The following is a 24,043-nucleotide window of genomic DNA, read 5'->3' on the forward strand; positions in this document are numbered from 1 at the left end:
ACAGCGAGACGAAACTAAAACGCCTCCAGCGCCAACTCCGTGACGCAGGCTGCCCCCTCCACAATGCTGTCGCGCAGGCCCGGGGCCTTGGTCAGCAGGTGGTCGGCATAGAAGCGTGCGGTGGTGATCTTGGCTTGCATGAAGGCCGCGTCCTGCCCTTGGGCCAATAGCCCCTGGGCCACCAGCAAGGCACGCGCCAGTTGCCAGCCCGCCATCAGGTTACCCGCCAGCATCAGGTAAGGCACACTACCGGCGAAGACGTCGTTGGGCCTGGTTTTGGTGTTGGCCGCAACAAAGTTCACCACGTCAAGAAACGCCAGCCGTGCTACTTTCAGGCGTTTGGCCACGGCCAGGGCATCGTCGCTGCCGTTTTGCAGCAGGGCAGCTTCGGTGGCCTCAATCTGCGCGCCAATGCCTTTGGCGGTCTGGCCGCCATCGCGTGCAGTCTTGCGGCCCACCAGATCGTTGGCCTGGATGGCCGTGGTGCCTTCGTAGATGGTCAGGATCTTGGCGTCGCGGTAATACTGGGCGCAACCGGTTTCTTCAATGAAACCCATGCCGCCATGCACCTGCACGCCAAGGGAGGTGACTTCGAGGCTCATCTCGGTGCTGTAACCCTTGATCAGCGGCACCATGAATTCATAGAAGGCCTGGTTCTGTTTGCGTGTGTCTGCATCCTGGTGATGGTGCGCTGCGTCATAGGCGGCAGCGGCCACTGATGACAAGGCGCGGCAACCCTCGGTGTAGGCGCGCATGGTCATGAGCATGCGCTTGACATCGGGGTGGTGGATGATGGGGCCGGCGCCAGGCAGCGAGCCATCAACCGGGCGGCTTTGAATACGCTCCCTGGCAAATTCGACCGCCTTTTGGTAGGCCCGGTCGGCAATGGCGATGCCCTGCACACCGACGCCGTAGCGCGCGGCATTCATCATGATGAACATGTACTCCAAGCCGCGGTTTTCCTGGCCGACGAGGTAGCCCACAGCACCACCGTGGTCGCCAAATTGCAGCACGGCCGTGGGGCTGGCCTTGATGCCCATCTTGTGTTCGATGGACACGCAGTGCACGTCATTGCGCAAGCCAACCGAGCCGTCAGCATTGACCATGAATTTGGGCACCACAAAGAGACTGATGCCCTTCACGCCCTCGGGCGCACCGGCAACGCGGGCCAGCACCAGATGGACGATGTTTCCGGCCATGTCGTGCTCACCCCAGGTGATGAAGACCTTGGTGCCAAACACCTTGTAGCTGCCGTCTGCCTGAGGTTCGGCGCGGGTGCGCACCGCAGCCAGGTCAGAGCCGGCTTGCGGTTCGGTCAGATTCATGGTGCCGGTCCACTCGCCACTGACAAGTTTTTCGAGGTAGATGGCGTTGAGTTCAGGTGAGCCTGCAGTCAATAAAGCTTCAATGGCGCCATCGGTCAGCAACGGACACAGGGCAAAGCTCAGGTTGGCCGAGTTTTGCATTTCACCGACGGCCGAGCCAATGGTCTTGGGCAGGCCCTGGCCACCGAAGTCGGTGGGGTGTTGCAGGCCTTGCCAGCCGGCTTCGGTGTACTGCTTGAAAGCGTCCTTGAAACCCGGTGTGGCGGTGACCACGCCGTCTTTCCAGCTGCTGGGATTTTTGTCGCCCTCCCAGTTCAGGGGAGCCAGCACGCCCTCGCAAAACTTGGCTGCTTCCTCAAGTACCGCTTGCGCAGTTTCCAGACCGGCATCTTCCATGCCGGGGAGTTGGGCAATCCGGTCAATGCCAGCCAGATGCTCGATGTTGAACAACATGTCTTTGACGGGGGCGGTGTAGCTCATGGGACGTCTCCAGAATTTTAAAAAAATGGGCGCATGAAACTGAACCAGGCTGTCATTGCGAGCGGAGCGCGGCCATCCAGGCGGTAATGGATTACCCCGTCGCTATGCGCCTCGCAATGACGTCAGCCTTTTTCAGCTTAAAGTGCAGCCGTGAGTTCGGGCACGGCGACAAACAGATCGGCCTCCAGGCCGTAGTCGGCCACACTGAAGATCGGTGCCTCGGGGTCCTTGTTGATGGCCACGATCACCTTGGAGTCCTTCATGCCCGCCAGGTGCTGGATGGCCCCACTGATGCCCGCGGCAATGTAGAGCTGGGGCGCCACGATCTTGCCGGTCTGGCCCACTTGCAGGTCATTGGCGGCATAACCCGCATCCACCGCAGCACGGCTGGCGCCAATGGCCGCACCGAGCTTGTCGGCCAGCGGGGTCAGCAGTTCGGCAAACTTCTCCGCCGAGCCCAGCGCCCGGCCACCAGCGACGATGACCTTGGCGGCGGTCAGCTCGGGGCGGTCGTTCCTGGCGATCTCCGAGCCCAGGTAAGTGGTGTTGCCGGCAACGGCCAGCGCGGGCACGCTTTCAATGGCCGCTGCGCCCCCTTGTGCGGCGGCGTCAAAGCCGGTGGTGCGCACCGTCAGCACCTTGATGGCGTCTGTGCTTTGCACCGTGGCAATGGCGTTGCCGGCATAAATGGGGCGCTCGAAGGTGTCGGCACCGAGCACCTTGGTGACATCCGAGAGCTGGCCGACGTCGAGCTTGGCGGCCACGCGGGGCGCGACGTTCTTGCCCGAGGCGGTGGCCGGGAACAGCAGGTGGCTGTAGGCCGAAGCCAGGGCGACGATTTGCACGGTCACGTTTTCTGCGATGCCGTGGGCCAGTGTTTCAGCGTCGATGTGCAGCACCTTGCTGACGCCGGCAATCTGGGCCGCCGCAGTGGCGGCCGCGCCGGCATTAAAGCCAGCCACCAGCACATGGACGTCGCCTCCGCATTGAACGGCGGCGGTGACGGTGTGGAGGGTGGCGGGTTTGAGGGAAGCGTTGTCGTGTTCGGCGATGACGAGAGATGTCATGGGGATTCCTTTGATCGGTTGACTGTTTGATCGGTTGGAGTCAGAGCCAATGTGCTGCGCACATCTGGATCCGACCCCAAGGTCTCAGATGACCTTGGCTTCCGTTTTGAGTTTGGCCACCAGGGTGGCCACGTCGGGCACCTTGATGCCGGCACTGCGCTTGGGCGGCTCGTTGACTTTGAGCGTCTTGATGCGCGGGCTCACATCCACACCGAGGTCTTCGGGCTTGAGGGTGTCGAGTGGCTTTTTCTTGGCCTTCATGATGTTGGGCAGGGTGACGTAGCGGGGTTCGTTCAGGCGCAGGTCGGCCGTGACCACGGCCGGCAGGCTGACCGAGAGGGTTTCCAGGCCACCGTCGATTTCGCGCGAGACGGTGGCTTTGCCATCGGCCACGTCGATTTTGCTGGCAAAGGCGACCTGCGGCAGGTCGGCCAGGGCTGCCAGCATCTGGCCGGTCTGGTTGCAGTCGTCGTCAATGGCCTGTTTGCCCAGGATGATGAGGCCGGGTTGTTCCTTGTCGAGCAGCGCCTTGAGCAGTTTGGCCACGGCCAGGGGTTGCAGTTCTTCAGCGGTTTCGACCAGGATGGCGCGGTCCGCGCCGATGGCCATGGCCGTGCGCAGGGTTTCCTGGCATTGGGTGACACCACAGGAGACCGCAATGATCTCGGTGGCCACGCCTTTTTCTTTCAGGCGCACGGCTTCTTCGATGGCAATTTCGTCAAAAGGGTTCATGCTCATTTTGACGTTGGCGGTGTCTACTCCCGTGTTGTCCGTCTTCACCCGGACCTTCACGTTGTAGTCCACCACGCGTTTGACTGCGACCAGGACTTTCATGACTTTCTTTCTCCAGAGGTTAAAAAAATAGGCAAATACGTACTGCAACAACGTCAATTCAATTGACGTTCACGTCAACTTGTGCATTGTATGCGGCCACTTCTGTCAGCCAGATCGCCACATCAACATTTTCCGAAAAGACCAATAAAAGAACGATCGTGCTTTTATTGTACACATGGCTGCACTGCTGCTCTCAAACCTGGCGCGTGTGAATGACACGCTGCGGAAACGGAATTTCAACCCGATGCTCGCGCAACAGCCGCAAGATTTCCAGATTGATGAATGACCTCAGGTTGTCGCTGCCATTCTCGGGATCACCCATCCAGTAACCCAGCCTGAACTCCAGGCCGTCGGCGCCAAAGGCCAGCAACACCACCGAAGGACCAGGATCAGCCAGCACCCGCTCCTGCGTCGCAGCCGCCTGCAACAGCAAACGCGACACAAGGTCCACATCGCTGTCATATGCCACCGACACGTTGGTGGACTGCCAGACCTTGGGGTCGGCCAAGGACAGGTTTTCGACCCGGCTGGTGATCAGCATCTCGTTGGGCACAATGGATTCACGCCCGGCCAGCGAACGGATCACGGTATAGCGCGCATTGATCTGGGTGATGACGCCACTGAAATTGTCTACCTGCACACTGTCACCAATGCGCATGCTGCGCTCGGTCAGAATGACAAAACCAGACACATAGTTGGCCGCCAGCTTCTGCAGGCCAAAACCAATACCGACGCCAATGGCACCTCCCAGTACAGACAAAGCCGTCAGGTCAATGCCGACCGCAGACAACGCGAGCAACAGGCCGACAAACATCAGCAGCGCCCTGGCAGCATTGCTGAATGCCTTGCGCAGACTCAACTCGCCACCCTTCGCGCTGCGCAGCAACTTGGTTTCGATGGCCGACGAAATCCACAAGCTGATGATCAGTACCAGCCCTGCTGTCAAGGTACCTTCAATGATTTTTCGCACGGACAAAGAAGCGCCGCCCACGGTCCAGCTGATCTGGTCGAGCTCCTCCATCAGCAGCGGCAGCAAGCCACTGACCCACAACACCATGGCCAGCCAGGCGATCCAGGAAATACTGCGCTCCAGCAAGCGGATCGCGGGCGTGTTGTTGAACGCTGCCTGCAACACCTTGACGCCAAGCCGGATCACCAGCAAGGAGATCAGCACGGGAATGGCCAGCTTGAACAGCGCCAGCGGCATGCTGTAAGCCAGCAGCTTGCGGGCGGCATAAGCCAGACACAGCCACAGCGCCGGGAACAGCACACCGTCGACAATCCGGCGACCGAACATGATGGAGTTGAGCTCACGCTCAACAAAGGCTTTGGACACCAGCCGCGCCAGCAACCAGGCCAGCAGTCCGCAAGCCAGCAGTACACCCAACTCGATCAACACACTGGTCTGGCTCAAGGCCGCCAGCCAGTCCTGCAAGTCAGTAATCACCGGTTTAGACATCGGCCAGCACCCGGATATGCGCTTCCACACTACGCGACAGCGCACTCATCACATAACCGCCTTCCAGGCAACTCACAATGCGACCCCTGGCATGGCGCCGTGCCACATCCACGATGCGGCTGGTGATCCAGGCGTAGTCCTGCTCGACCAGGCCGAGTTGCCCCATGTCGTCTTCGCGGTGCGCGTCAAAGCCGGCGCTGATAAAGATCATTTCTGGCTTGAATTCTTCGAGCCGGGGTATCCAGGCGGCCTCGATCATGTCGCGGATGTCCATGCCCTTGGTGTAAGCCGGCACCGGCAGGTTGATCAGGTTTTTGGCACTGGAATGCACCCAGTCCATCGGGTAAAACGGGTGTTGGTAAAAGCTCACCATCAAAATGCGGTCATCACCCGCCACGATGTCTTCGGTGCCATTGCCGTGGTGCACGTCAAAGTCAACGATGGCCACACGCTGCAGGTTGTGCCGCTCCAGCGCGTACTTGGCGGCAATCGCCACGTTGTTGAAAAAACAAAAACCCATCGCCTGGTTGCGAGTGGCGTGGTGACCTGGCGGACGCACCGCACAAAAAGCGGTTTTAAAGTCACCCGCCAGCACGGCATCGGTGGCATCGATGGCGGCGCCAGCCGCATTGAGTGCCGCCTCCCAGGTGTGGACATTGATGCTGGTATCGGGGTCGACCTGCAGCCAATCATGCCCCCCCGCCGCAATTTGTTCTTTGAGTTCGGCATGCAAGCCGCGAATGGCGGCCACGTACATGCGGTCATGCGCCAGCTCGATGTCGGATACCGCTGCCGCCGTGGCTTCGCGTCGGTCCAGGGCCACGTCCAAGCCGGAGATCAGCAGGCGATCTTCAATGGCATCAAGCCGTTCCGGGCACTCGGGGTGGCCCGGCATCATCTCATGCAGGCGGCAACTTGGGTGAGTAAAGTATCCGGTCATCGTCATATGCGTCTGTTTCCTCGTTGAATTTTTGATATGGTGCAGCCCATGGATACACAGCACAAACTTAAATCTCTTATTGATCAGCTTAACACGGTCATTGTTGGCAAGCCTGATCAAACGCAAGATTGTGTCGCCTGCCTGCTGGCCGGCGGACACCTGCTGATCGAAGATGTGCCGGGCGTCGGCAAGACCACCCTCGCCCATGCCCTGGCCCGCACTTTTGGCCTGCAGTTTTCCCGCGTGCAATTTACCTCGGACCTGATGCCCAGCGACCTGTCAGGCGTTTCGATCTATGACCGTGGGCTGGAGCAATTTATCTTTCATCCCGGGCCGCTGTTTGCCCAGGTGCTGCTGGCCGACGAAATCAACCGGGCCAGTCCCAAAACACAAAGCGCCTTGCTGGAGGCCATGGAAGAAAAACAGGTCACGATCGAAGGTGAAACGCGGCCCCTGCCGGCGCCCTTCTTTGTCATCGCCACGCAAAACCCGCACGACCAGCTGGGCACTTACCTGCTGCCAGAATCCCAACTGGACCGGTTTTTGATGCGCATCTCGCTGGGCTACCCCGACCGCAGTGCCGAGCGCGAATTGCTGATGGGACATGACCGGCGCGAACTGGTCGAAGCACTGCCGAGCCTGCTGAGTCTGGAAGAACTGCAGGCACTGCAAAGTCAGGTGCTGGCGGTGCATGCCGCCGGGCCGCTGCTCGACTATGTGCAGGACCTGATCCAGGCCACCCGCTCGGGAGAGTGGTTCATGCAGGGCTTGAGCCCGCGCGCTGGCATCGCGGTGTTGCGCGCTGCCAAAGCCCGCGCCTTGCTGAACGGGCGCAGCTATGTGGCCCCTGACGATGTCCAGACCATCCTGCCGCAAACCATCGCCCACCGGCTGCTGCCGCTGAGCCAGGCTGGTCGTGGCGCCAGTGAACAGGTGCGCGCCATGCTCGATGCTGTGCCACTGCCTTGATCTCCCTCGAAATGCCTACCCTGTGAACCTTTTGCCGCATCCGCTGCGCCACCCCTTGGCCCATGTGCAAGCCCGCCTGACACGCTGGTGGCAGCACCGTCTGCCGTTGAGCGACAGCGTCACACTGACCCAGCGCAATGTGTACATCCTGCCCACCCGCGCCGGGTTCATGCTGGGCCTGACCCTGCTGGTGCTGCTGGTGGCCGCCATCAACTACCAGCTCAACCTGGGCTATCTGCTGACTTTTTTGCTGGCTGGCAGCGCCCTGGTGGGCATGCATGTGGGACACGGCACCTTGCATGGGCTGAGCCTGAACCTGACAGCACCCGAGGCCATCCACGCAGGCGCCAAAGCCATTTTCAGCGTCCACTTGCACAACACCCGCAAGCGCACCCGCTACGGCATCGGGCTGGCGGTGCTGGACACCAGGCAATGGGCCTGGACCGATGTAGCCGGCCAGGCCAGCAGTACGGTGCAACTGGCCTACCTGCCCGAACGGCGTGGCGTGCACCGGCTGCCGACCCTGACCGCCGAGACGCACTTTCCACTGGGCACTTTTCGGGTCTGGACCTTGTGGCGCCCGGCCGCACAAGTACTGGTTTACCCGGCGCCCGAAGTGCCCGCAGCACCCCTGCCTGCCGGCCAGGCCCATGAAGGCAGCGCCCATGCCAGCGCCACCAGCGTGCAGGGCGAGCCCGATGGCCTGCGCGCCTACCGCCGCGGCGATGCGCTGAAAACCATTGTCTGGAAAAAGGCCGCCAAAACTGGCGAACTGGTCAGCCGCGACAGCCAGATTCTGCAGCAGCAAACACTGTGGCTGGACCAGCAACAAACCGGCCTGAACCAGCCCGAAGCACAACTCAGCCGCCTGTGCGCCTGGGTGCTGCAAGCCGACCAGCTGGGCCTGATCTACGGACTGCGCCTGAAACACCAGGAGATCGCGCCCGCCAGCGGCCTGGTCCACCAGCAACGCTGCCTGCGCGCCCTGGCCCTGGCCTGACCACCCTCATGACTTTGCCAAGCTGCAGCCACCTGCCCCGCGACACCCGGGACACCTTGTTTGTGCTCGCGGTCATCGCCTGGGTGATCGCCCCGCTGACCCCGGAACTCCCGCTCTGGTGCAGCCTGCTGAGTATGGCCGTCATGGCATGGCGCGGGGTATTGGCTTGGCGTGGCCAGTCCCTGCCCTCCAGATGGTGGCTGCTGGGTTTGCTGGCCCTCTGTCTGGGCGCAACACTGATCAGCTTCAAGACGCTATTGGGCCGCGACGCCGGCGTGACGATGGTGGTGGCCCTGCTGGCGCTCAAAACGCTTGAATTGCGCGCCCGCCGGGATGCCTTTGTGGTGTTTTTCCTGGGCTTCTTTTTAATACTGACCCATTTTTTCTACTCTCAGTCGCTGCTCACCGCCGCCGCCATGCTGGTGGCGCTGCTGGGCCTGCTAACGGCGCTGGTCAACGCCCACATGCCGGTGGGCAAACCCCCGCTGTGGCAGGCGGCGCGTCTGGCCGGCAGCATGGCGCTGCTGGGCGCGCCCATCATGGTGATATTGTTTGTACTGTTTCCACGTATGGCACCGCTGTGGGGCTTGCCCAGCGACGCCATGACCGGACGCAGCGGCCTGTCGGCCAGCATGACGGTGGGCAACATTGCCAGCCTGGCGCTGGACGGCAGTGTCGCCATGCGGGTGCACTTTGACGGCACGCCTCCGCCGCAGTCGGCGCTCTACTTTCGCGGCCCGGTGCTGTCGCACTTTGACGGCCGCGCCTGGCAGGCCAGGCCATCGCCCCTCCCCCACCGTTTGCGGCTGCCCGCTGACCTGCAGGTCAGCGGCGCGCCGATTCGCTACCAGATCACGCTGGAGCCCAACCGGCTGCCCTGGCTGCTGGTACTTGATGCCACGCCGCAAGCCCCTGTGCTGGCGGACAAGACAGCGCGCATGACGCGCGAGCTGCAATGGATTCTTGACCAGCCCGTCACCGACCTGCTGCGCTACGACGTCCTGAGCTACCCTGCTTTCCAGCACGGTCCGCGCCAGCGCGTGCCGGGCCTGGAAGAGTACCTGGCGCTGCCCAATGGTTACAACCCGCGTACCCTGCAACTGGCAGCCGAGTGGCAGCGCGACCCGCGCCATGCCGGCGCAAGCAACGCCCAATGGGTGGACGTGGCGATGCAACGGCTGCGCAGCGGGGGCTACAGCTACACGCTGGAGCCGGGCGTCTATGGCCAGCACAGCGCCGACGAATTCTGGTTTGACCGCAAGCAGGGTTTTTGCGAGCACATTGCTTCGAGCTTTGTCATCCTGATGCGGGCCCTCAACGTGCCGGCCCGCATCGTCACCGGTTACCAGGGTGGCGAAAGAAACAGCGTCGATGGTTTCTGGACCGTGCGCCAAAGCGATGCCCACGCCTGGACCGAGGTCTGGCTGGAAGGCCGGGGCTGGCAGCGCGTGGACCCGACCTCGGCCGTCGCCCCGGGTCGCACCGGCACACTGCAGCGCCTGACGCCGCCGCGCGGAGTGATTGCCAACGCCATTTTTGCCACCGTGAATCCTGCGCTGATGCTCAATCTGCGCGCCGCCTGGGACGCCGTCAACAACCGCTGGAACCAGTGGGTGTTGAACTACACCCAGACCCGGCAACTCGACCTGTTGAAAAACATTGGCTTCAAGGAACCCAACTGGCAAGACCTCATTTATGTGCTGTGCGCCCTTGTGGTTGCAGCCAGCCTGGGCGGTGCCGCCTGGAGCGCCTGGGAACGGCATCAGCAAGACCCCTGGCTGCGCCTGTTGAAGCAGGCCATGTTGAAACTGCGCGCCTCCGGCCTGCTACTCGCCCCCAACCGCACACCGCGCCAAATCGGGCAACAACTCATGACCGCGTGCAGCACTGCTGAACGCACAAACGACGCCGGGCTGCAAGCCTGGCACGACTGGCTGAACCGGATGGAAGCCCTGCGTTATGCCCCACCAGACCCCGGGCGGGCCGGTCATTTCAAACACCAGCTCGCTACACTGCGTGACGAACTTAAACACCTGCACTGGCCCAAGTGAATTCACCCCCAACTTCAAAACATTGGTCCCAGCACGTGCCCCTTGCCTGCTTGCTGCTGGTGGCGGCTGCGATGCTTCCGATCACTGCGACAGCCGCAAAACAGGGTAAAAAGCCGGTCCGGGCCGCAACCAGTCAAGCCGCCCTGCCCGGTCCCGATTACGGTCAGCGGCTCGATGCCATGCAAACCGCCGATGACATCGCGCTGCGCCACCAGATTGACGTCCACCGGGTGCGCGAGGTGCTGGGCCAGGCGCGTTATGTGGCCGCCATTGCCAAGGCAGTCACACCCCCGGCTGTGGGTGTCGCCAAGAACTGGCGGCTCTACCGCAGCCGCTTTATTGAACCACTGCGCATTGGTGCCGGCGTGGCTTTCTGGCAGACCCACCGGGACACGCTGCGACGCGCCGAGCAGGAGACCGGCGTGCCCACTGAAATCATCGTAGGTATCCTGGGGGTGGAAACCATCTATGGCCAGCAGATGGGCAACTTCCGGGTGATCGATGCGCTGGCCACGCTGGCGTTTGATTTCCCGGCCAGCCACCCACGCGCAACAGAACGCAGCGCCTATTTCAGGACCGAACTTGAACAGTTTTTAAGCTGGACGCTCAACAGCGGGCGCGACCCGCTGACGTTCAAAGGCAGCTACGCGGGCGCCATGGGCCTGCCCCAGTTCATGCCATCGAGCTGGGTCAAATACGCAGTCGACTTTGATGGCGACGGCCTGGTGGATTTGCAAAACAGTCCGGCTGATGCCATTGGCTCGGTCGCCAACTACCTCAAGTTCTTCAACTGGCAACCTGGCCTGCCGACCCATTTTCCGCTGAGCTTCGATGAAAGCCGGCTCGACATGGCCACGCTCATGGCCCCCGACATTCTGCCCACCTTCAGCGTGGAAAATTTCCAGGCCAAGGGTGTGGTGCTCAGTGGCGAGGCGCTCAAACACACGGGCAAGCTGGCCCTGATCGAATTGCAGAACGGCGATGCCGCGCCCAGCTATGTGGCGGGCACCGACAATTTTTACGCCATCACCCGCTACAACTGGAGCAGCTACTACGCGCTGGCCGTGATCGAGCTCGGCCAGGCCGTGGCCCAGGCCATGCGGCCCTGAGCCCGGCCGCTCAGACCGGCACCGGCACCAGGAAGTCGCGGCTGATGTGGGCCCCGAGGTCGTTGACACGGTCCAGGAACTGGGTCAGGTAAGCGTGCAGGCCGGTGGCCAGAATCTCGTCGATACGGCCATATTGCAGTTCGGCGCGCAATTTGCCTGCGCGGCGCTGAGTTTCATGCGACTGGTCATTGGCCACCAGCGCCAGATTGTTCACCACCTCGTTGAGGCTGGCGTGCAATGAGCGCGGCATGTCGGAGCGCAGGATCAACAGGTCCGCCACCCGTTCGGGCCGGATCACGTCACGGTAGACCTTGCGGTAAACCTCGAAACCACTGACGCTGCGCAAGATGGCACTCCAGTGGTAGAAGTCGTATTCCTGGTCCTTGCTGTTGGCCGTGCCGTAAAAGTCACTTTCGACCGCATGAAATTTCACATCGACCAGACGCGCGGTGTTGTCGGCGCGCTCCAGAAAGGTACCCAGGCGCATGAAGTGCAGCGCCTCATCCATCAGCATGGTGCCCACGGTGACACCACGCGACAGGTGCGAGCGGAACTTGACCCACTCAAAAAACTGCGACGGGTCGGCCTCGAAGTCACCCTGCTTGATCATGCGTTTGACTTCGAGCCAGGTCTGGTTCTGCGTTTCCCAGACTTCGGTGGTCAGCGTGCCGCGCACCGCCCGGGCGTTTTCACGCGCCGCGCTCAGGCAAGACACGATGGACGACGGATTGCGCTCATCCTTGACCATGAAATCCATGACCTCGCGGGCCACAATCGCGTCGTGCTTTTCCTTGTAGGCGGGCAGCAGTTCACTGATTGACAACAAGCCCTGCCAACCAGCTTGCGCGGTGGCAGTGGACTGCGGCAACAGCGAGGTCTGGTAATTCACATCGAGCAGTCGTGCCGTGTTTTCGGCACGCTCGGTGTAACGGTTCATCCAGAAAAGGTGGTCGGCGGTGCGTGAAAGCATGTTTATTCTCCGTGACTATGACGCTTCGGCCTGGGTCTGCGACAGCGCGGCCAACACCGGCGAGGCTTCGTCTTCCAGAATCCAGGTGTCCTTGGTGCCGCCGCCCTGGGACGAATTGACCACCAGCGACCCCTCCTTGAGCGCCACACGGGTCAGGCCACCCGGCACCATTTGCACAGTCTTGCCAGACAACACATACGGTCGCAGGTCAATGTGGCGCGGTGCAATGCCGCTTTCCACAAAGGTCGGGCAGCTTGACAGGCTCAGCGTGGGCTGGGCGATGTAGCCGCCAGGGTTGGCCAGCACCGCCTTTTTGAAGTCCTCGACCTCGGCCTTGGTGGCTGCAGGCCCCACCAGCATGCCGTAGCCGCCCGCGCCATGCACCTCCTTGACCACCAGGTCTTCCATGTTGGCAATCACATAAGACAACTCGTCCTTGTTACGGCACATGTAGGTCGGCACGTTGTTCAAAATGGGGGTTTCACCCAGATAGAACTCGATCATCTTGGGCACGTAGGGGTAAACCGACTTGTCATCGGCCACGCCGGTGCCGACACCGTTGCAGATGTTGATGTGGCCCGCCTTGTAGACGTCCAGCAACCCGGCACAGCCCAGTGTGGACGTGGGGCGGAATACCTTGGGATCCAGAAAGTCGTCGTCGACACGGCGGTAGATCACGTCCACGCGCTGCGGTCCGCGGGTGGTGCGCATGTAGCAAAAGTTGTCCTTGACGAACAAATCCTGGCCTTCGACCAGTTCCACCCCCATTTGCTGCGCCAGAAAGGCATGCTCAAAATAGGCACTGTTGTACATGCCGGGCGTAAGCACCACCACGGTGGGCTCGGCGGTGGTGGCTGGGCTGCTTTGCCGCAGAGTGTCAAGCAGCAGGTCCGGATAATGGGCGATGGGCGCCACGCGATGGGCAGAAAACAGGTCGGGAAACAGCCGCATCATCATCTTGCGGTCTTCCAGCATGTAACTGACCCCGCTGGGCACGCGCAGGTTGTCCTCAAGCACGTAGTACTCGCCACGGCCCGTGGCGTCCGGCGCACGCACGATGTCGATACCCGATATTTGCGAATAAACGCTGTTGGGCAGGTCCACGCCCATCATTTGCGGGCGGAACTGGGCGTTTTGCTCGATTTGCTCACGCGGTATCAGCCCCGCCTTGAGGATCTCCTGGTCGTGGTAGATGTCGTGCAGGAAACGGTTCAGGGCCGTGACACGCTGTTCCAGCCCGCGCTCCATGCTGCGCCATTCGTGGGCCGGGATGATGCGGGGAATCAGGTCGAAAGGAATCAGGCGCTCGGTGCCGGCACCGTCCTCGTCCTTTTCCCCGTAGACCGCAAAGGTGATGCCGACGCGGCGAAAGATCATTTCGGCCTCTTCGCGCCGCTTGGCCATCATGTTGCCGGGCTGACGCGCCAGCCATTCGTCGTAAATCTTGTAATGGTCCCGGATCTGTGCTCCATGCGTGAAAAACTCATAGGGCAACCTGGTGTACATCTCGTCGAATTTCTGCATCGTCTATTACTCCTGTAACTCACTTAGCAAACTTTGGGCCAGCGCGCCACGACAACACGGCCCCACGACATCCATCGGCTCGGGGTCGGGCCTCCTACAGGGCCATCGGGGTCCCTGTGGGAGCGGCGCCCTCGCCGCGATGTTCCTGGGTTCATGACCCCTCATGGCAGCGCATGATGCCAATAACGTTTCTGCACCTTGCGTTCGCATTGCACTTCATTCGGGACCCACGACTGCCAACTCGCCGCACCACAATGAGGCGTGTCAATCAGCTTGATGTGACGTACATCGTAACGCACCAAAACAGGGCCTGCAGGGTGACCAAAACGATTTCTGTAGCCCGCTTGCACGATGGCAAAGCGCGGTTGCACCGCATCCAGAAAAGCCTCGCTGCTGGAGGTTTTGCTGCCGTGATGCGGCACCAGCAGCACATCGGCGTGCAGGCGCCCTGAAGGCTGACCTGGCATGGCTTGCCTGTCCTGGACCGGCGCCACCAGTTGCGCCTCCTGCGCCTGCTCGATGTCGCCTGCCAGCAGCACGGCCTGGGCACCATTGGAAATGCGCAAGGTACAACTCAGTGCGTTGGGTTTGCGCACATCGTCATAGTTGCCGGCCTGCGGATGCAGCACTTCAAAGTCCACGCCATCCCACTGCCAGCGCTGACCCGCCAGGCAGCGCGTGCCCGGCCGCAGGGCCTGTAGCGCGTGCTCCGACTCGATCGAACTCAACAAACCTGTCTGTGGCTGCATTTGCAAGACCGCCATGGCACCACCGGTGTGGTCGCTGTCACGGTGGCTCAGTACCAGGGTATCGAGCCGCACCCCCAGGGATCGCAACAATGGCACCAGCACCCGATGCCCGGCATCACTTTCGCGGCTGTACATGGGACCAGCGTCATAAAGCAAGGCGTGATGCGCGGTGCGCACCAGCACCGCGTTGCCCTGCCCGACATCGGCCGCCAGCAGGTCGAATTCACCCTGTGGGATCGGCGGCACCTGCCAGAGCAGCACCGGTAGCAGTAGCGGTGCCCCGGCCAGGCGCAGTGGCCAGGGCAGGCGCAGCGCCAGTACCAAACCACCCAGCACACCCGCCACACCGGCCCACCAGGGTGCCTGCGCCATACTCAGGCTGGCCCAGGGCCATTGCGCCAGGCCGCGCAACACCTGCGCCAACAGCCCGATGGACCAGGCTGCAAGGTCCCACAGCGGATGCAGCAGCACGCCCAGCATGGCCAGCGGTGTCACCACCAAGGTGACCCACGGGATCGCCAGTGCATTGGCCAGCAAGCCCACCAGCGACACCTGACCAAACAGCAGCAAACTCAAGGGGGTGAGCGCCAGCGTGATGACCCATTGCTCCCGCATCAATACCAGGAATCGTACCCTGAAGCCAGAGCGCCCGGCCTGGAAAACACCCGCATCGGTCGCAAACAGCACGCCCACCGCCACAAAACTCAACCAGAAACCCGCTTGCAGCAGTGCCCATGGGTCCACCGCCACCACTACCGCACAGGCCAGCAACCAGACCTGCGGCCACGGCCAGCGCACGCCCAGCAGACGCAAGGCACCGACCGTGGCCAGCATCAGCACGGTGCGTTGCGCAGGTACACCCCAACCGCTGAACAAGGCATAGGCCGTGGCCAGCACCATGCCACCAAGCAAGGCGGCCGTGGGAGCGGACACGCGCAGGCACAGCCAGGCCGAACGCCGCCACAACCAGCCCAGTGCCAGCGCCGCGGCCCAGGCAAACATGGTGATGTGCAAGCCCGAAATGCTCATCAGATGGGCCACCCCGGTGGCCCTGAAAACATCCCAGTCGGCGCGCTCAATGGCGGCCTGATCGCCCACCACCAGCGCAGCGATCAGCCCGGCGGCATCCGAGTCGGCGAGTCGCAGCAAAATCTGATCGCGCACCTGGCCGCGCAGCCATTGCACCGGGCGTTGCCAGGTCACTACCAGCCGCATCGGCGCTGAATCACGCGGGCCGGCTCGGACATAGCCAGTGGCCTGCACGCCCTGCACCCACTGCCACAACTCGTAATCAAAACCATGCGGGTTGATGGTGCCGTGCGGGGCCTTCAGGCGCACCGTCATTTGCCATCGTTCTCCCGCCTGCAACGGTGCCGGCCGGCGTTGCAATTCACCCAGGGATTCGCCGGGGCCTTCGCCACGGGCATAAACACCGGCATACCAGCCCAGCTCCAGCCGCGGTGGCAAGCGCAATTGCTCGCCCTCCAGGCTGGCGCTTTCCAGATCCAGCAGAAAGCGCACGCCACCTTCAAAGTGCTGAGGCATCGCCGCCACCACCCCGGTCACGGCAATGTCACGTCCTTCCAACTCGGGGGCCAGGGCCTGGCTGCCAAAGACCTGGGCGCGCCAGCCTGTACTGGCAAATGCCAACACGACAAACGCAGCCCCGAGCAGGCTCCAGCGCCAGGCCGGCCAGCGTGTGCGCAAACTCATGCCCAGCAACAGCAAGCCCAGCAAAAGTCCGAGAAGGTAATCACCGGCCGGCATCAGCGTGGTCTGCTGCAACTGCAAGGCGTTGCCCAACAACCAGCCGAGCAGCGCAGGTATCAGGCCATGAATGGCAGAAAACCGAGCCTCCGACGCGGGCAGATGCGGGCTGGCATCAATGTCAAGCGCCCGCATCGCGGTCGATCAGGTTGGGGCAACGGCGGCCACGCGCCCGCCCGCCTGGGACGACCAGTCAATGGGGTCCTGCTGCAGCACCATGTCGATGTCGAGTCCCAGCATTTCAGCCACAAGCGATGGAAAAGTGACCGTCAGGGCGTTCTTTTGCAAACCCAACTGGTTGGCACGGGCTCGCCATTGAGCCAGGTGCATCACTGCCGCCAGGGGCTCACAGGCATCGTTGTCAAAGGGTGCGTCGGCATAGGCCAGCGAATCGCACAGAATCTGCGGCAATTGCGCCTGACTGGCCAGGGCCGAACTGACATCCAGATAACAAAATCCGAAATCCTGGCGCTCAACAAAGGCACGGTTGAGATCCAGCGGCGGACAGCTTTCATCCAGTTCGGCAATTTGCGGCAAGGCCGCGCGCATGGTCAACTCACCCAGCGCATGGATCAGCCCGGCCACGTAGGCGGCCTGCTGGTTGTACTGCAACAAGCCGGCCAGAGCGCGTGCCACACGCGCACAGTCCTGGCTGTAGTCCCAGAACTGCGCCAAAGGCAAACCGGTGCCCACCTTGAAAGAGGCCTGACCAATGGCCCGATTGACCATGCCTTGCACCTGATCCAGATGCAGCAGCGCCAGGGCCTCCGAGACACTGCTCACCTGGCCACACAGTCCCAAGGAAGGCTCGTTGGCCGCCTGCAATACGCGCAAACTCAGCACTGGATCGGCCTTGATGAACTGGTCGATGCGGCGCAGGTCAGGTTGCAACTGCCTGAGCTCAGTCAACAGCAAGGCCTGCACCCGCGGGCTGCTCGGCAGTGGGGTTGGATGGGCCAGCAGGTCAACCAATTGCATAACGGCTAGTGACCCAGGTTTTTGAGCTTGGCAAATGCAGAAGACATGGCTGTGGATTGTGGCGCATGCGCGCGCGGCTGCGATTTGGCACCCTGGAAACGATTGTCACCAGCACTGCCGCTGCGCGCCGGGGCGGCACCGAGTTTCATGGTGAGCGCAATGCGCTTGCGGGCCACATCCACTTCGACTACCTGCACCCTGACGATGTCGCCGGTCTTGACGACCTCGCGCGCGTCGGTAACAAACTTGTGGCTGAGCTGGCTCACATGCACCAGGCCGTCCTGGTGCACACCCAGGTCAACAAAGGCACCAAAAGCCGCCACGTTGCTGACCGTGCCTTCAAGCACCATGCCTTCTTTCAAATCCTTGATGTCTTCGACGCCGTCATTGAAACGCGCCACCTTGAAGTCAGGACGCGGGTCACGGCCGGGTTTTTCCAGCTCGCCCAGAATGTCTTTCACCGTGATGACGCCAAATTGCGCGTTGGCAAATAGCTCGGGACGCAGGGCTTTCAGCATGTCGGCGCGCCCCATGAGTTCGGTCACCGGCTTGCCGGTTTTGGCAATGATCTGCTCCACCACCGGGTAGGTTTCAGGGTGCACGCCGGTCATGTCGAGCGGGTTGGTACCACCACGAATCCGCAGAAAACCGGCGCTTTGCTCAAAGGTCTTGGCGCCCAGGCCAGTGACCTTGAGCAGCTCCTGGCGGCTGGCAAAAGCACCGTTGGCTTCACGCCAGCGCACCACCGCCTTGGCCACGCTGGCACTCAGGCCCGAGACCCGGCTGAGCAACGGCACACTGGCCATATTGAGGTCGACGCCGACCGAATTGACGCAGTCTTCCACCACCGCGTCGAGGGTTTTGGCCAGATCGCTCTGGTTCACGTCGTGCTGGTACTGGCCGACACCAATGCTTTTGGGATCGATCTTGACCAGTTCGGCCAACGGGTCCTGCAAGCGCCGGGCAATGCTGGCGGCACCACGCAGGCTGACGTCGACATCGGGCATTTCCTGCGAGGCAAATTCACTGGCGGAATACACCGACGCCCCGGCTTCGCTGACCACCACTTTTTCCATCTGACGCGCTGAGGACCGGGCCATCAGCTTGATCAGGTCGGCGGCCAGCTTGTCGGTCTCGCGGCTGGCCGTGCCGTTGCCAATGGCGATCAGGTTGACACCGTTTTTTTCGCACAATGTGGCCAGGATGTGGAGTGCGCCGTCCCAATCCTTGCGTGGCTCGTGCGGGTAGACCGTTGTGGTGTCCAGCAGCTTGCCGGTGGCATCGACCACCGCCACCTTGACCCCGGTGCGAATGCCGGGGTCGAGCCCCAGCACCACGCGCGGGCCGGCCGGTGCAGCCAGCAACAGGTCGCGCAGGTTGTCGGCAAAGACCTTGATGGCGACGCGTTCGGCTTCTTCCCGGAGCCGGGCAAACAGGTCGCGCTCGGTGGACAGGCTGAGCTTGACGCGCCAGGTCCAGGCCACGCATTTACGGATGAGGTCGTCGGCCGGGCGGCCCTGGTGGCACCAGCCCAGTTTCAGGGCGATGCGGCCTTCGGCGAGCGACACGACGGGTGCGGCCCTGGATTTGAGCGCAGCAGTGGGGGCAGGCGCGGGCAGATCCGGCTCGGGCAGCACCAACTTGGCTTCGAGGATGTCGAGGCTACGGCCGCGAAACACGGCCAGCGCCCGGTGCGAGGGCACCCGACAAATTGGCTCTTCGTAATCAAAATAGTCGCGAAACTTGGCGACATCGACGTGGTTCTCGTCCTTGCCGGCCATCAATTTGCTTTGCAGTAAGCCCTCGGTCCAGAGCCACTCGCGCAGGTCCTGCACCAGCGCCGGGGTCTCGGCCCAGCGCTCACTCAACAGGTCGCGCACACCGTCGAGCACCGCCGGCACGGTGGAAAAGTCGGGTTGTTTGTCTTCACCCTCCACCACCGGGCGCAAGGGGACCACATAGGTCAGCGCCTCATCGGCTGGCACCAGGGCCGGGTTGGCAAACAAGGCATCGGCGAGCGGCTCCAGCCCGGCTTCGCGCGCCAGTTGGCCTTTGGTGCGGCGCTTGAGCTTGAACGGCAGGTACAAGTCTTCCAGCTCCTGCTTGGTCGCTGCGGCGTGCAGCGCGGCCAGCAGCGCAGGCGTCAGTTTGCCCTGCTCGTCAATCGCCTTGATGACCGTCTGCAGGCGGTCGCGCAATTCGCGCAGGTAGCCCAGGCGGGCTTCCAGTTCGCGCAGCTGGATGTCGTCGAGGCCACCGGTCACTTCCTTGCGGTAGCGGGCAATGAAAGGCACGGTGGCGCCACCGTCGAGCAACTCCACGGCAGCAACGACCTGATGCACCTGCACCTTGATTTCTTGCGCAATTTGAGCGATGATTTTTTGCATGGGTCAATGAAAAGCCAACGCCCGGCTGGCTGAAAAAACACAAGGCTGCGAGTGTGCCACAGGGTGCCGGCGATCATGCCTCCAGCAGCATTTCCAGGTGCGCAATGCCGTCTTCCATGTAGGGCTTGCCGACATCCTTGAAGCCGTGTCTGGCATAAAACCCCTGCAAATGCGCCTGGGCCCCAATCCGTATGGCCTGCGGCCCCCACACCTGGCTGATGGCAGCCACCGCCTGTTCCATCAACGTGTGACCGAGCCCGGTGCCGCGGGCGCACTGACGTATCAAGACCCGGCCAATGCTGGCTTCGGGAAACTTGACTCCTGGCGCAAAGCAGCGCGCATAAGCCTTCAACTCTTCCCCCTGCACGCCCAGCAAATGCATGGCTTCACGGTCGGCGCCGTCAATGTCCTGGTAAATGCATTGCTGCTCCACCACAAACACCTCACTGCGCAGGCGCAATACTTCGTACAGCTCGCCCACACGCAAATCCTCAAACGACATCAAGCGCCACACCGGGATGTGCATTTCACGAGACCTTGATGATCCCACCGACCAAAGTTTGAATGTCATGGTTTTAGCTCCTGTTTAAGCGCATCGTCAATTTGCAGAAAGTGCACCTGCACCACGCCGACTTTTTCCAAAAGACAGTGAAGTTGTCATTCAGCCTCCAATGACTGCGCTCACACCGCCATCCACCGCCAGCCATTGGCCGGTGATGTGCTTGCCTGCCGCACTGGCAAACAGCAACGTGGCGCCTTTCAGGTCTTCATCATCGCCCAGTCGTTGCAGCGGTGCGCTGGCTGCCAGCGCGTCGGTACCCAGCGCAGCAATCGTGCTGGCGGTCGTCCTGCTGTGAAACATCCCCGGACAAATGGCGTTGACGTTGATGCCGTAGCGACCCCACTCGCAGGCCAGCGCACGCGTGAAGTTGATCACTGCGCCTTTGCTGGTGTTGTAGGCCAGGGTGGTCATGCCAAGTGGGTTGCCACCCAGCCCGGCAATGGAGGCCACATTGATGATGCGCCCGCCACGCCCGATCATGCTGTGCCTGCCCACCAGCTGGCTGAGCAAAAAATAACCACGCACGTTCAGTGCCATCACCTTGTCCCAGGCGGCTACCGGGTGGTCTTGCGCCGGCGCACCCCAGGTGGCACCGGCGTTGTTGACCAAAATGTCGACATCGCCCATGCGCTGCAGGGTCTCGGACACCAGCTTTTGCAGGTCGGCCTCCACCGCGCAATCGGCAGCCACCCAGCGCGCGTCAATACCGGCATCCTGCAGGTCGGCGCAGGCAATTTCAAGTTCGTCGGCATTGCGCGCGCAAAGCATAATGCGCGCACCCGCCTCCCCCAGCGCGTGCGCCATTTGCAGACCCAGCCCGCGCGATCCGCCCGTGATCACGGCCGTCTGGCCGGTGATGTCGAAAAGTTGCTGAGTGGTTCGGGGCATGGCATGTGACGCGCTATTGACGGCTTCAAATTATGACCGAGTCGCCCACCTTGACAGACCACTCGCATCTAAGCCAGCTGGCAGCCCCAACTGAAACCAACTGAAAGTTCGCAAATTTTGCCGACGCCAGCCAAAACAGCGAAAAAACTCCCCTATAATTCAGGGCTTGTTCCTCGATAGCTCAGTTGGTAGAGCGCCGGACTGTTAATCCGTAGGTCCCTGGTTCGAGCCCAGGTCGAGGAGCCATAAAAAACAAAGGCTTGCACGAAAGTGCAGGCCTTTCGTCTTTCTAAGCGTGACGAAAACGTGACAAATCCAGCACGTTGCGCCCTTCCCCTCTATTGCGCTCAATTCGAGACGCTGCAGACAACAGGTTTTCCGTCGAAAACTTGGCATACCGATCCACCATGATCCGCGACTTCCAGCCGCCAAGGTCTTTGAGTTCATCACAAGACGTCCCCGCCTGGCGATGCCACGATGCCCAGGTATGGCGCAGATCGTGAAACCGAAAGTCCTTGATGCCAGCAGCCGCTAACGCGGTATGCCATGCAGTGTTGGTAACTTGCCAGCGTATCGGTTTACCTTCGTAGGTAAAACAATGCGTCAGGCTTTTGCCAATCTGCTCCCTCAATACTTCAATCGCATCTTCATTTAACGCCACTCCCCGCGGCGTTCCATTCTTGGTGTGGTTTAACCAGGCAGTCTTTCGATCCAGGTCCACCCGCTTCCACTCCAAGCCCGTGATCTCGGAGGCGCGGCAGCCTGTTGCCAGGGCATACCGTACCAGGGCCGCTAAGTGAGGAGGACAGACACGGATCAACCGTTCTGCTTCTTCCTTCAACAACCAGCGATCCCGCTCGACTTCACCGGACAACATGCGAATTTTCGGAAAGGTATCGATCCACTGCCATTCATCACGCGCCATTCTCAGCAGGGCACGCAGTGTCGACAGCGTTCGATTCACCGTGGCAGGTTTGTTGCCGCGCTTGGTCTCGCCCTGGACGATGGACCAGATGACATCCCCATTGATCTGGTTCAGCATCATCGACCCCAGGTAGGGATCAAGAAAGCGGCATATCCGCTGCACATCCGAAAAACTTCTCAAGTTCCGTTTCAGTTCGAGATACCGAACCACAGCTTCTTGCCAACTGCGTTGGGGTTTGATGCCAAAGTGGGTTTCGCGGTACGCATCCAGCCTGAGTTTGGCTAGATAGGCAGCGGCATCCTCTTTGATTTCAGTCCCAGCGCTTTGGCGTACTCTTTTGCCGTTGGGGAGCGTTGCACAAATCCACCAGTTGCCGGAATCGGGCCGCTTGTAGATTCCTTCATTTCGGGCCATAAATTCTCCTTTCCGGCCCGCCTTCGCTCCCCCTTATGTTCGTCGAGCCAGGCATCCAAGTCAAGACGGTCATAGACACAGCGCCGACCCAGGCGAACATGGGGCACTTCCAACTGAGCCAGGAGGGTGACTCCGATCCCCAGGTAGATGGCCGCTTGTTCTTTGGACAGACAACGCACAGGGGGCAAAGGCAGGCTGAGATCTTCCATTGCTTGGTCCTGTTAGCCCCTGGAGGCACGGCGATAGGCATCCACGCCTTGATCCAGAAAATCCTGTTTCAAGTTGTCGGGAAGGCCTGGAGAGTTGACGGCAGTGTTGAACTCCCGGCCCTTGACTGCCACCCGTTGCGCCAGGTATTCATCAAAGGTGAGTTCTTTCCTGGACGCGACCAGCGAATAGTGCTCATAAAGTTTGGCCAGGATTTGATCAATAGCCTCGGCCCGGTTGTCGATCTTGTGCATGGCCATGTACGAGGTCAACGCGCCCAGGACCACCGTGATCAAACGAATCTCTGTCGGGGTGCGGGTATTGTTGTACTTGTCCAAGGGGACTCCTGGTGGCCCTTCCCAATCGACGGAGGCCAGCGATGACCATAAGTGATGCGTTGGCCAACGTGAACGCGTGCTGTCGGCCTCGTTGGGAATGGTCAGGCGAAGCCATTCGGTTGTGGCATAACGCCAAAGGCTGTTCTGGCTGTCTAGAACGCTGTCCAGAGAGCCCAAACCGCGTTCCTTGAGGAAATCCCGCTTGAACTCGAATTCGAGCCGCCAGACGTCTTCTCCAGGCTTCCAGCCCATGGGGAGCCAAAGGTCCATGGCCCATGTCTTGCCACTGTGAATGATTTCGGCAATCTTGTTGTACAGACGACAACCAATGACACCGCCCATGCCGATGGTCCAGCCAGTGAACTGTTGGTCTTTGGCGTAATTGTGAATTTCCATGGCACGGGTCACCCAGGCAGAACGGTGCCAGGAGTCCATCACCACCGGCGTGCTGAAATCGGCAGCCAGGTCGATCCGGCTTACGGTGTTATGACCTTCCAGGTCTCCCAATTCCAGGAGCAGCGCATGGAGCTCCTCTTGGATGTTCCTGGGGGTCTTGTGGGCCAGGTAGTGGGCCGACACCTGGACGTAGGCCATGGGCAGCTTCTTGCCTGGTCTGGAGAGCTGTATCCGGTAGGCGTTATCCACCAGGACAAAGGGAAACAATCCGGCCCCCCGATCCTTGACCTCGAAGATGTGGGAGCCAATCGGGTATTGGGCACTGGCTAACTGTTCCAGGTTCTCAGATTGGGCATTGATCTTGAGCTTTTGCAGGGCTGAGAACGAAGCATCATTGAGTTCACCAGGGAAGGACAGGTACAGACTGTCAACAGCCAGGCGCAGCAGCTTGAAACCATCTGGTAATGCTGTATTGCTGTTATGGGGTGCTGTGTTACTAGGCGGCGCACCCGAAATACCTTCCGGCCTGGATTCGCAGAGCGCCGCTGGCGCGTCGCGCAGCGAATCCCGGTCGGTTGGCTTGGGGTCGTTAACACCGCCAGCAACGCGGCTAGCTGGAGAGCTTTTGGAAGACATACAAACTTCTTTCATCCATACCAGCATGTCGAATTGACTACCTGGGCTGGATACCGAAGTTATGCATG

The 24,043-nt window shown here is 61.3% G+C and carries 18 protein-coding genes and 1 tRNA gene; 5 read left to right on the forward strand and 14 right to left on the reverse strand.

Features of this window, described 5'->3' with window-relative positions; translation table 11 throughout:
• Window positions 1-14: 14 nt before the first annotated feature.
• The 5 genes from NDJ10_RS11170 to NDJ10_RS11190 all read right to left on the reverse strand — a co-directional run bounded on the left by NDJ10_RS11170 (window position 15) and on the right by NDJ10_RS11190 (window position 6,111).
• A complete protein-coding gene (locus NDJ10_RS11170) occupies window positions 15-1,805 on the reverse strand; it encodes an acyl-CoA dehydrogenase (RefSeq protein WP_296162193.1) in 1,791 nt (596 codons plus the stop codon).
• Window positions 1,806-1,942: 137 nt separating this feature from the next.
• Window positions 1,943-2,872 carry an electron transfer flavoprotein subunit alpha/FixB family protein gene (locus NDJ10_RS11175; RefSeq protein WP_296162195.1) on the reverse strand — a complete coding sequence of 310 codons (930 nt, stop codon included), beginning with the start codon at window positions 2,870-2,872 and terminating at the stop codon, window positions 1,943-1,945.
• An 84-nt stretch (window positions 2,873-2,956) separates the two neighbouring features.
• Complete coding sequence (locus tag NDJ10_RS11180) at window positions 2,957-3,706, reverse strand: electron transfer flavoprotein subunit beta/FixA family protein (RefSeq protein ID WP_296162197.1); 750 nt, start codon at window positions 3,704-3,706, stop codon at window positions 2,957-2,959.
• A 193-nt stretch (window positions 3,707-3,899) separates the two neighbouring features.
• Window positions 3,900-5,165: a mechanosensitive ion channel domain-containing protein gene (locus tag NDJ10_RS11185; protein ID WP_296162199.1), complete on the reverse strand. Its 1,266-nt coding sequence runs from the start codon at window positions 5,163-5,165 to the stop codon at window positions 3,900-3,902.
• A complete protein-coding gene (locus tag NDJ10_RS11190) occupies window positions 5,158-6,111 on the reverse strand; it encodes a histone deacetylase family protein (RefSeq protein ID WP_296162201.1) in 954 nt (317 codons plus the stop codon). Before NDJ10_RS11190 ends, NDJ10_RS11185 begins: the two co-directional genes overlap by 8 nt.
• A gap of 42 nt (window positions 6,112-6,153) precedes the next feature.
• Here NDJ10_RS11190 and NDJ10_RS11195 point away from each other — a divergent pair, with 42 nt between their 5' ends.
• The 4 genes from NDJ10_RS11195 to mltB all read left to right on the forward strand — a co-directional run bounded on the left by NDJ10_RS11195 (window position 6,154) and on the right by mltB (window position 11,234).
• Window positions 6,154-7,074, forward strand: coding sequence for a MoxR family ATPase (locus tag NDJ10_RS11195; protein WP_296162202.1), 921 nt, complete (start codon window positions 6,154-6,156; stop codon window positions 7,072-7,074).
• A gap of 22 nt (window positions 7,075-7,096) precedes the next feature.
• Entirely contained in the window at window positions 7,097-8,074 is a 978-nt protein-coding gene (locus NDJ10_RS11200; protein WP_296162204.1) for a DUF58 domain-containing protein, read from the forward strand.
• Window positions 8,075-8,082: 8 nt separating this feature from the next.
• Window positions 8,083-10,125: a DUF3488 and transglutaminase-like domain-containing protein gene (locus NDJ10_RS11205; protein ID WP_296162206.1), complete on the forward strand. Its 2,043-nt coding sequence runs from the start codon at window positions 8,083-8,085 to the stop codon at window positions 10,123-10,125.
• 71 nt (window positions 10,126-10,196) lie between these two features.
• A complete protein-coding gene (mltB, locus tag NDJ10_RS11210; RefSeq protein ID WP_296162208.1) occupies window positions 10,197-11,234 on the forward strand; it encodes a lytic murein transglycosylase B in 1,038 nt (345 codons plus the stop codon).
• Between the two features lie 10 nt (window positions 11,235-11,244).
• On the opposite strand, the gene NDJ10_RS11215 is transcribed toward mltB, so the two are convergent.
• The 7 genes from NDJ10_RS11215 to NDJ10_RS11245 all read right to left on the reverse strand — a co-directional run bounded on the left by NDJ10_RS11215 (window position 11,245) and on the right by NDJ10_RS11245 (window position 21,059).
• On the reverse strand, window positions 11,245-12,204 hold the full coding sequence (locus NDJ10_RS11215) for an alpha-E domain-containing protein (protein ID WP_296162209.1): 960 nt from the start codon (window positions 12,202-12,204) through the stop codon (window positions 11,245-11,247).
• A 15-nt stretch (window positions 12,205-12,219) separates the two neighbouring features.
• Window positions 12,220-13,728 carry a circularly permuted type 2 ATP-grasp protein gene (locus tag NDJ10_RS11220; RefSeq protein WP_296162211.1) on the reverse strand — a complete coding sequence of 503 codons (1,509 nt, stop codon included), beginning with the start codon at window positions 13,726-13,728 and terminating at the stop codon, window positions 12,220-12,222.
• Window positions 13,729-13,889: 161 nt separating this feature from the next.
• On the reverse strand, window positions 13,890-16,379 hold the full coding sequence (locus NDJ10_RS11225) for a DNA internalization-related competence protein ComEC/Rec2 (RefSeq protein WP_296162213.1): 2,490 nt from the start codon (window positions 16,377-16,379) through the stop codon (window positions 13,890-13,892).
• 9 nt (window positions 16,380-16,388) lie between these two features.
• Window positions 16,389-17,222 (reverse strand): HDOD domain-containing protein, encoded by an 834-nt coding sequence (locus tag NDJ10_RS11230; protein WP_296162214.1) that lies wholly within the window; start codon window positions 17,220-17,222, stop codon window positions 16,389-16,391.
• A gap of 5 nt (window positions 17,223-17,227) precedes the next feature.
• The gene (locus NDJ10_RS11235) at window positions 17,228-19,609 is read right to left on the reverse strand and encodes a Tex family protein (RefSeq protein ID WP_296162216.1); all 2,382 of its coding nucleotides are present in this window, start codon (window positions 19,607-19,609) and stop codon (window positions 17,228-17,230) included.
• 73 nt (window positions 19,610-19,682) lie between these two features.
• Window positions 19,683-20,180, reverse strand: coding sequence for a GNAT family N-acetyltransferase (locus NDJ10_RS11240; protein ID WP_296162218.1), 498 nt, complete (start codon window positions 20,178-20,180; stop codon window positions 19,683-19,685).
• Between the two features lie 90 nt (window positions 20,181-20,270).
• A complete protein-coding gene (locus NDJ10_RS11245) occupies window positions 20,271-21,059 on the reverse strand; it encodes an SDR family oxidoreductase (protein WP_296162221.1) in 789 nt (262 codons plus the stop codon).
• A 170-nt stretch (window positions 21,060-21,229) separates the two neighbouring features.
• Here NDJ10_RS11245 and NDJ10_RS11250 point away from each other — a divergent pair.
• Window positions 21,230-21,305 (forward strand) — tRNA-Asn (locus NDJ10_RS11250).
• Between the two features lie 43 nt (window positions 21,306-21,348).
• On the opposite strand, the gene NDJ10_RS11255 is transcribed toward NDJ10_RS11250, so the two are convergent.
• Both NDJ10_RS11255 and NDJ10_RS11260 read right to left on the reverse strand, forming a co-directional pair.
• Window positions 21,349-22,398 carry a site-specific integrase gene (locus NDJ10_RS11255; RefSeq protein ID WP_296162223.1) on the reverse strand — a complete coding sequence of 350 codons (1,050 nt, stop codon included), beginning with the start codon at window positions 22,396-22,398 and terminating at the stop codon, window positions 21,349-21,351.
• A gap of 221 nt (window positions 22,399-22,619) precedes the next feature.
• Entirely contained in the window at window positions 22,620-23,975 is a 1,356-nt protein-coding gene (locus NDJ10_RS11260; protein WP_296162224.1) for a hypothetical protein, read from the reverse strand.
• Window positions 23,976-24,043 lie beyond the last annotated feature (68 nt).

This window comes from Rhodoferax sp. (genome assembly GCF_023700745.1).
Lineage (GTDB): Bacteria > Pseudomonadota > Gammaproteobacteria > Burkholderiales > Burkholderiaceae_C > Rhodoferax.

What these genes read in the sequence shown, in the direction of transcription:
- NDJ10_RS11170 (WP_296162193.1), bottom strand. Translation starts at nt 1,805, where the DNA reads ATGAGCTACACCGCCCCCGTCAAAGACATGTTGTTCAACATCGAGCAT.
- NDJ10_RS11175 (WP_296162195.1), bottom strand. Translation starts at nt 2,872, where the DNA reads ATGACATCTCTCGTCATCGCCGAACACGACAACGCTTCCCTCAAACCC.
- NDJ10_RS11180 (WP_296162197.1), bottom strand. Translation starts at nt 3,706, where the DNA reads ATGAAAGTCCTGGTCGCAGTCAAACGCGTGGTGGACTACAACGTGAAG.
- NDJ10_RS11185 (WP_296162199.1), bottom strand. Translation starts at nt 5,165, where the DNA reads ATGTCTAAACCGGTGATTACTGACTTGCAGGACTGGCTGGCGGCCTTG.
- NDJ10_RS11190 (WP_296162201.1), bottom strand. Translation starts at nt 6,111, where the DNA reads ATGACGATGACCGGATACTTTACTCACCCAAGTTGCCGCCTGCATGAG.
- NDJ10_RS11195 (WP_296162202.1), top strand. Translation starts at nt 6,154, where the DNA reads ATGGATACACAGCACAAACTTAAATCTCTTATTGATCAGCTTAACACG.
- NDJ10_RS11205 (WP_296162206.1), top strand. Translation starts at nt 8,083, where the DNA reads ATGACTTTGCCAAGCTGCAGCCACCTGCCCCGCGACACCCGGGACACC.
- mltB (WP_296162208.1), top strand. Translation starts at nt 10,197, where the DNA reads ATGCTTCCGATCACTGCGACAGCCGCAAAACAGGGTAAAAAGCCGGTC.
- NDJ10_RS11215 (WP_296162209.1), bottom strand. Translation starts at nt 12,204, where the DNA reads ATGCTTTCACGCACCGCCGACCACCTTTTCTGGATGAACCGTTACACC.
- NDJ10_RS11220 (WP_296162211.1), bottom strand. Translation starts at nt 13,728, where the DNA reads ATGCAGAAATTCGACGAGATGTACACCAGGTTGCCCTATGAGTTTTTC.
- NDJ10_RS11225 (WP_296162213.1), bottom strand. Translation starts at nt 16,379, where the DNA reads ATGCGGGCGCTTGACATTGATGCCAGCCCGCATCTGCCCGCGTCGGAG.
- NDJ10_RS11230 (WP_296162214.1), bottom strand. Translation starts at nt 17,222, where the DNA reads ATGCAATTGGTTGACCTGCTGGCCCATCCAACCCCACTGCCGAGCAGC.
- NDJ10_RS11235 (WP_296162216.1), bottom strand. Translation starts at nt 19,609, where the DNA reads ATGCAAAAAATCATCGCTCAAATTGCGCAAGAAATCAAGGTGCAGGTG.
- NDJ10_RS11240 (WP_296162218.1), bottom strand. Translation starts at nt 20,180, where the DNA reads ATGACATTCAAACTTTGGTCGGTGGGATCATCAAGGTCTCGTGAAATG.
- NDJ10_RS11245 (WP_296162221.1), bottom strand. Translation starts at nt 21,059, where the DNA reads ATGCCCCGAACCACTCAGCAACTTTTCGACATCACCGGCCAGACGGCC.
- NDJ10_RS11255 (WP_296162223.1), bottom strand. Translation starts at nt 22,398, where the DNA reads ATGGCCCGAAATGAAGGAATCTACAAGCGGCCCGATTCCGGCAACTGG.
- NDJ10_RS11260 (WP_296162224.1), bottom strand. Translation starts at nt 23,975, where the DNA reads ATGTCTTCCAAAAGCTCTCCAGCTAGCCGCGTTGCTGGCGGTGTTAAC.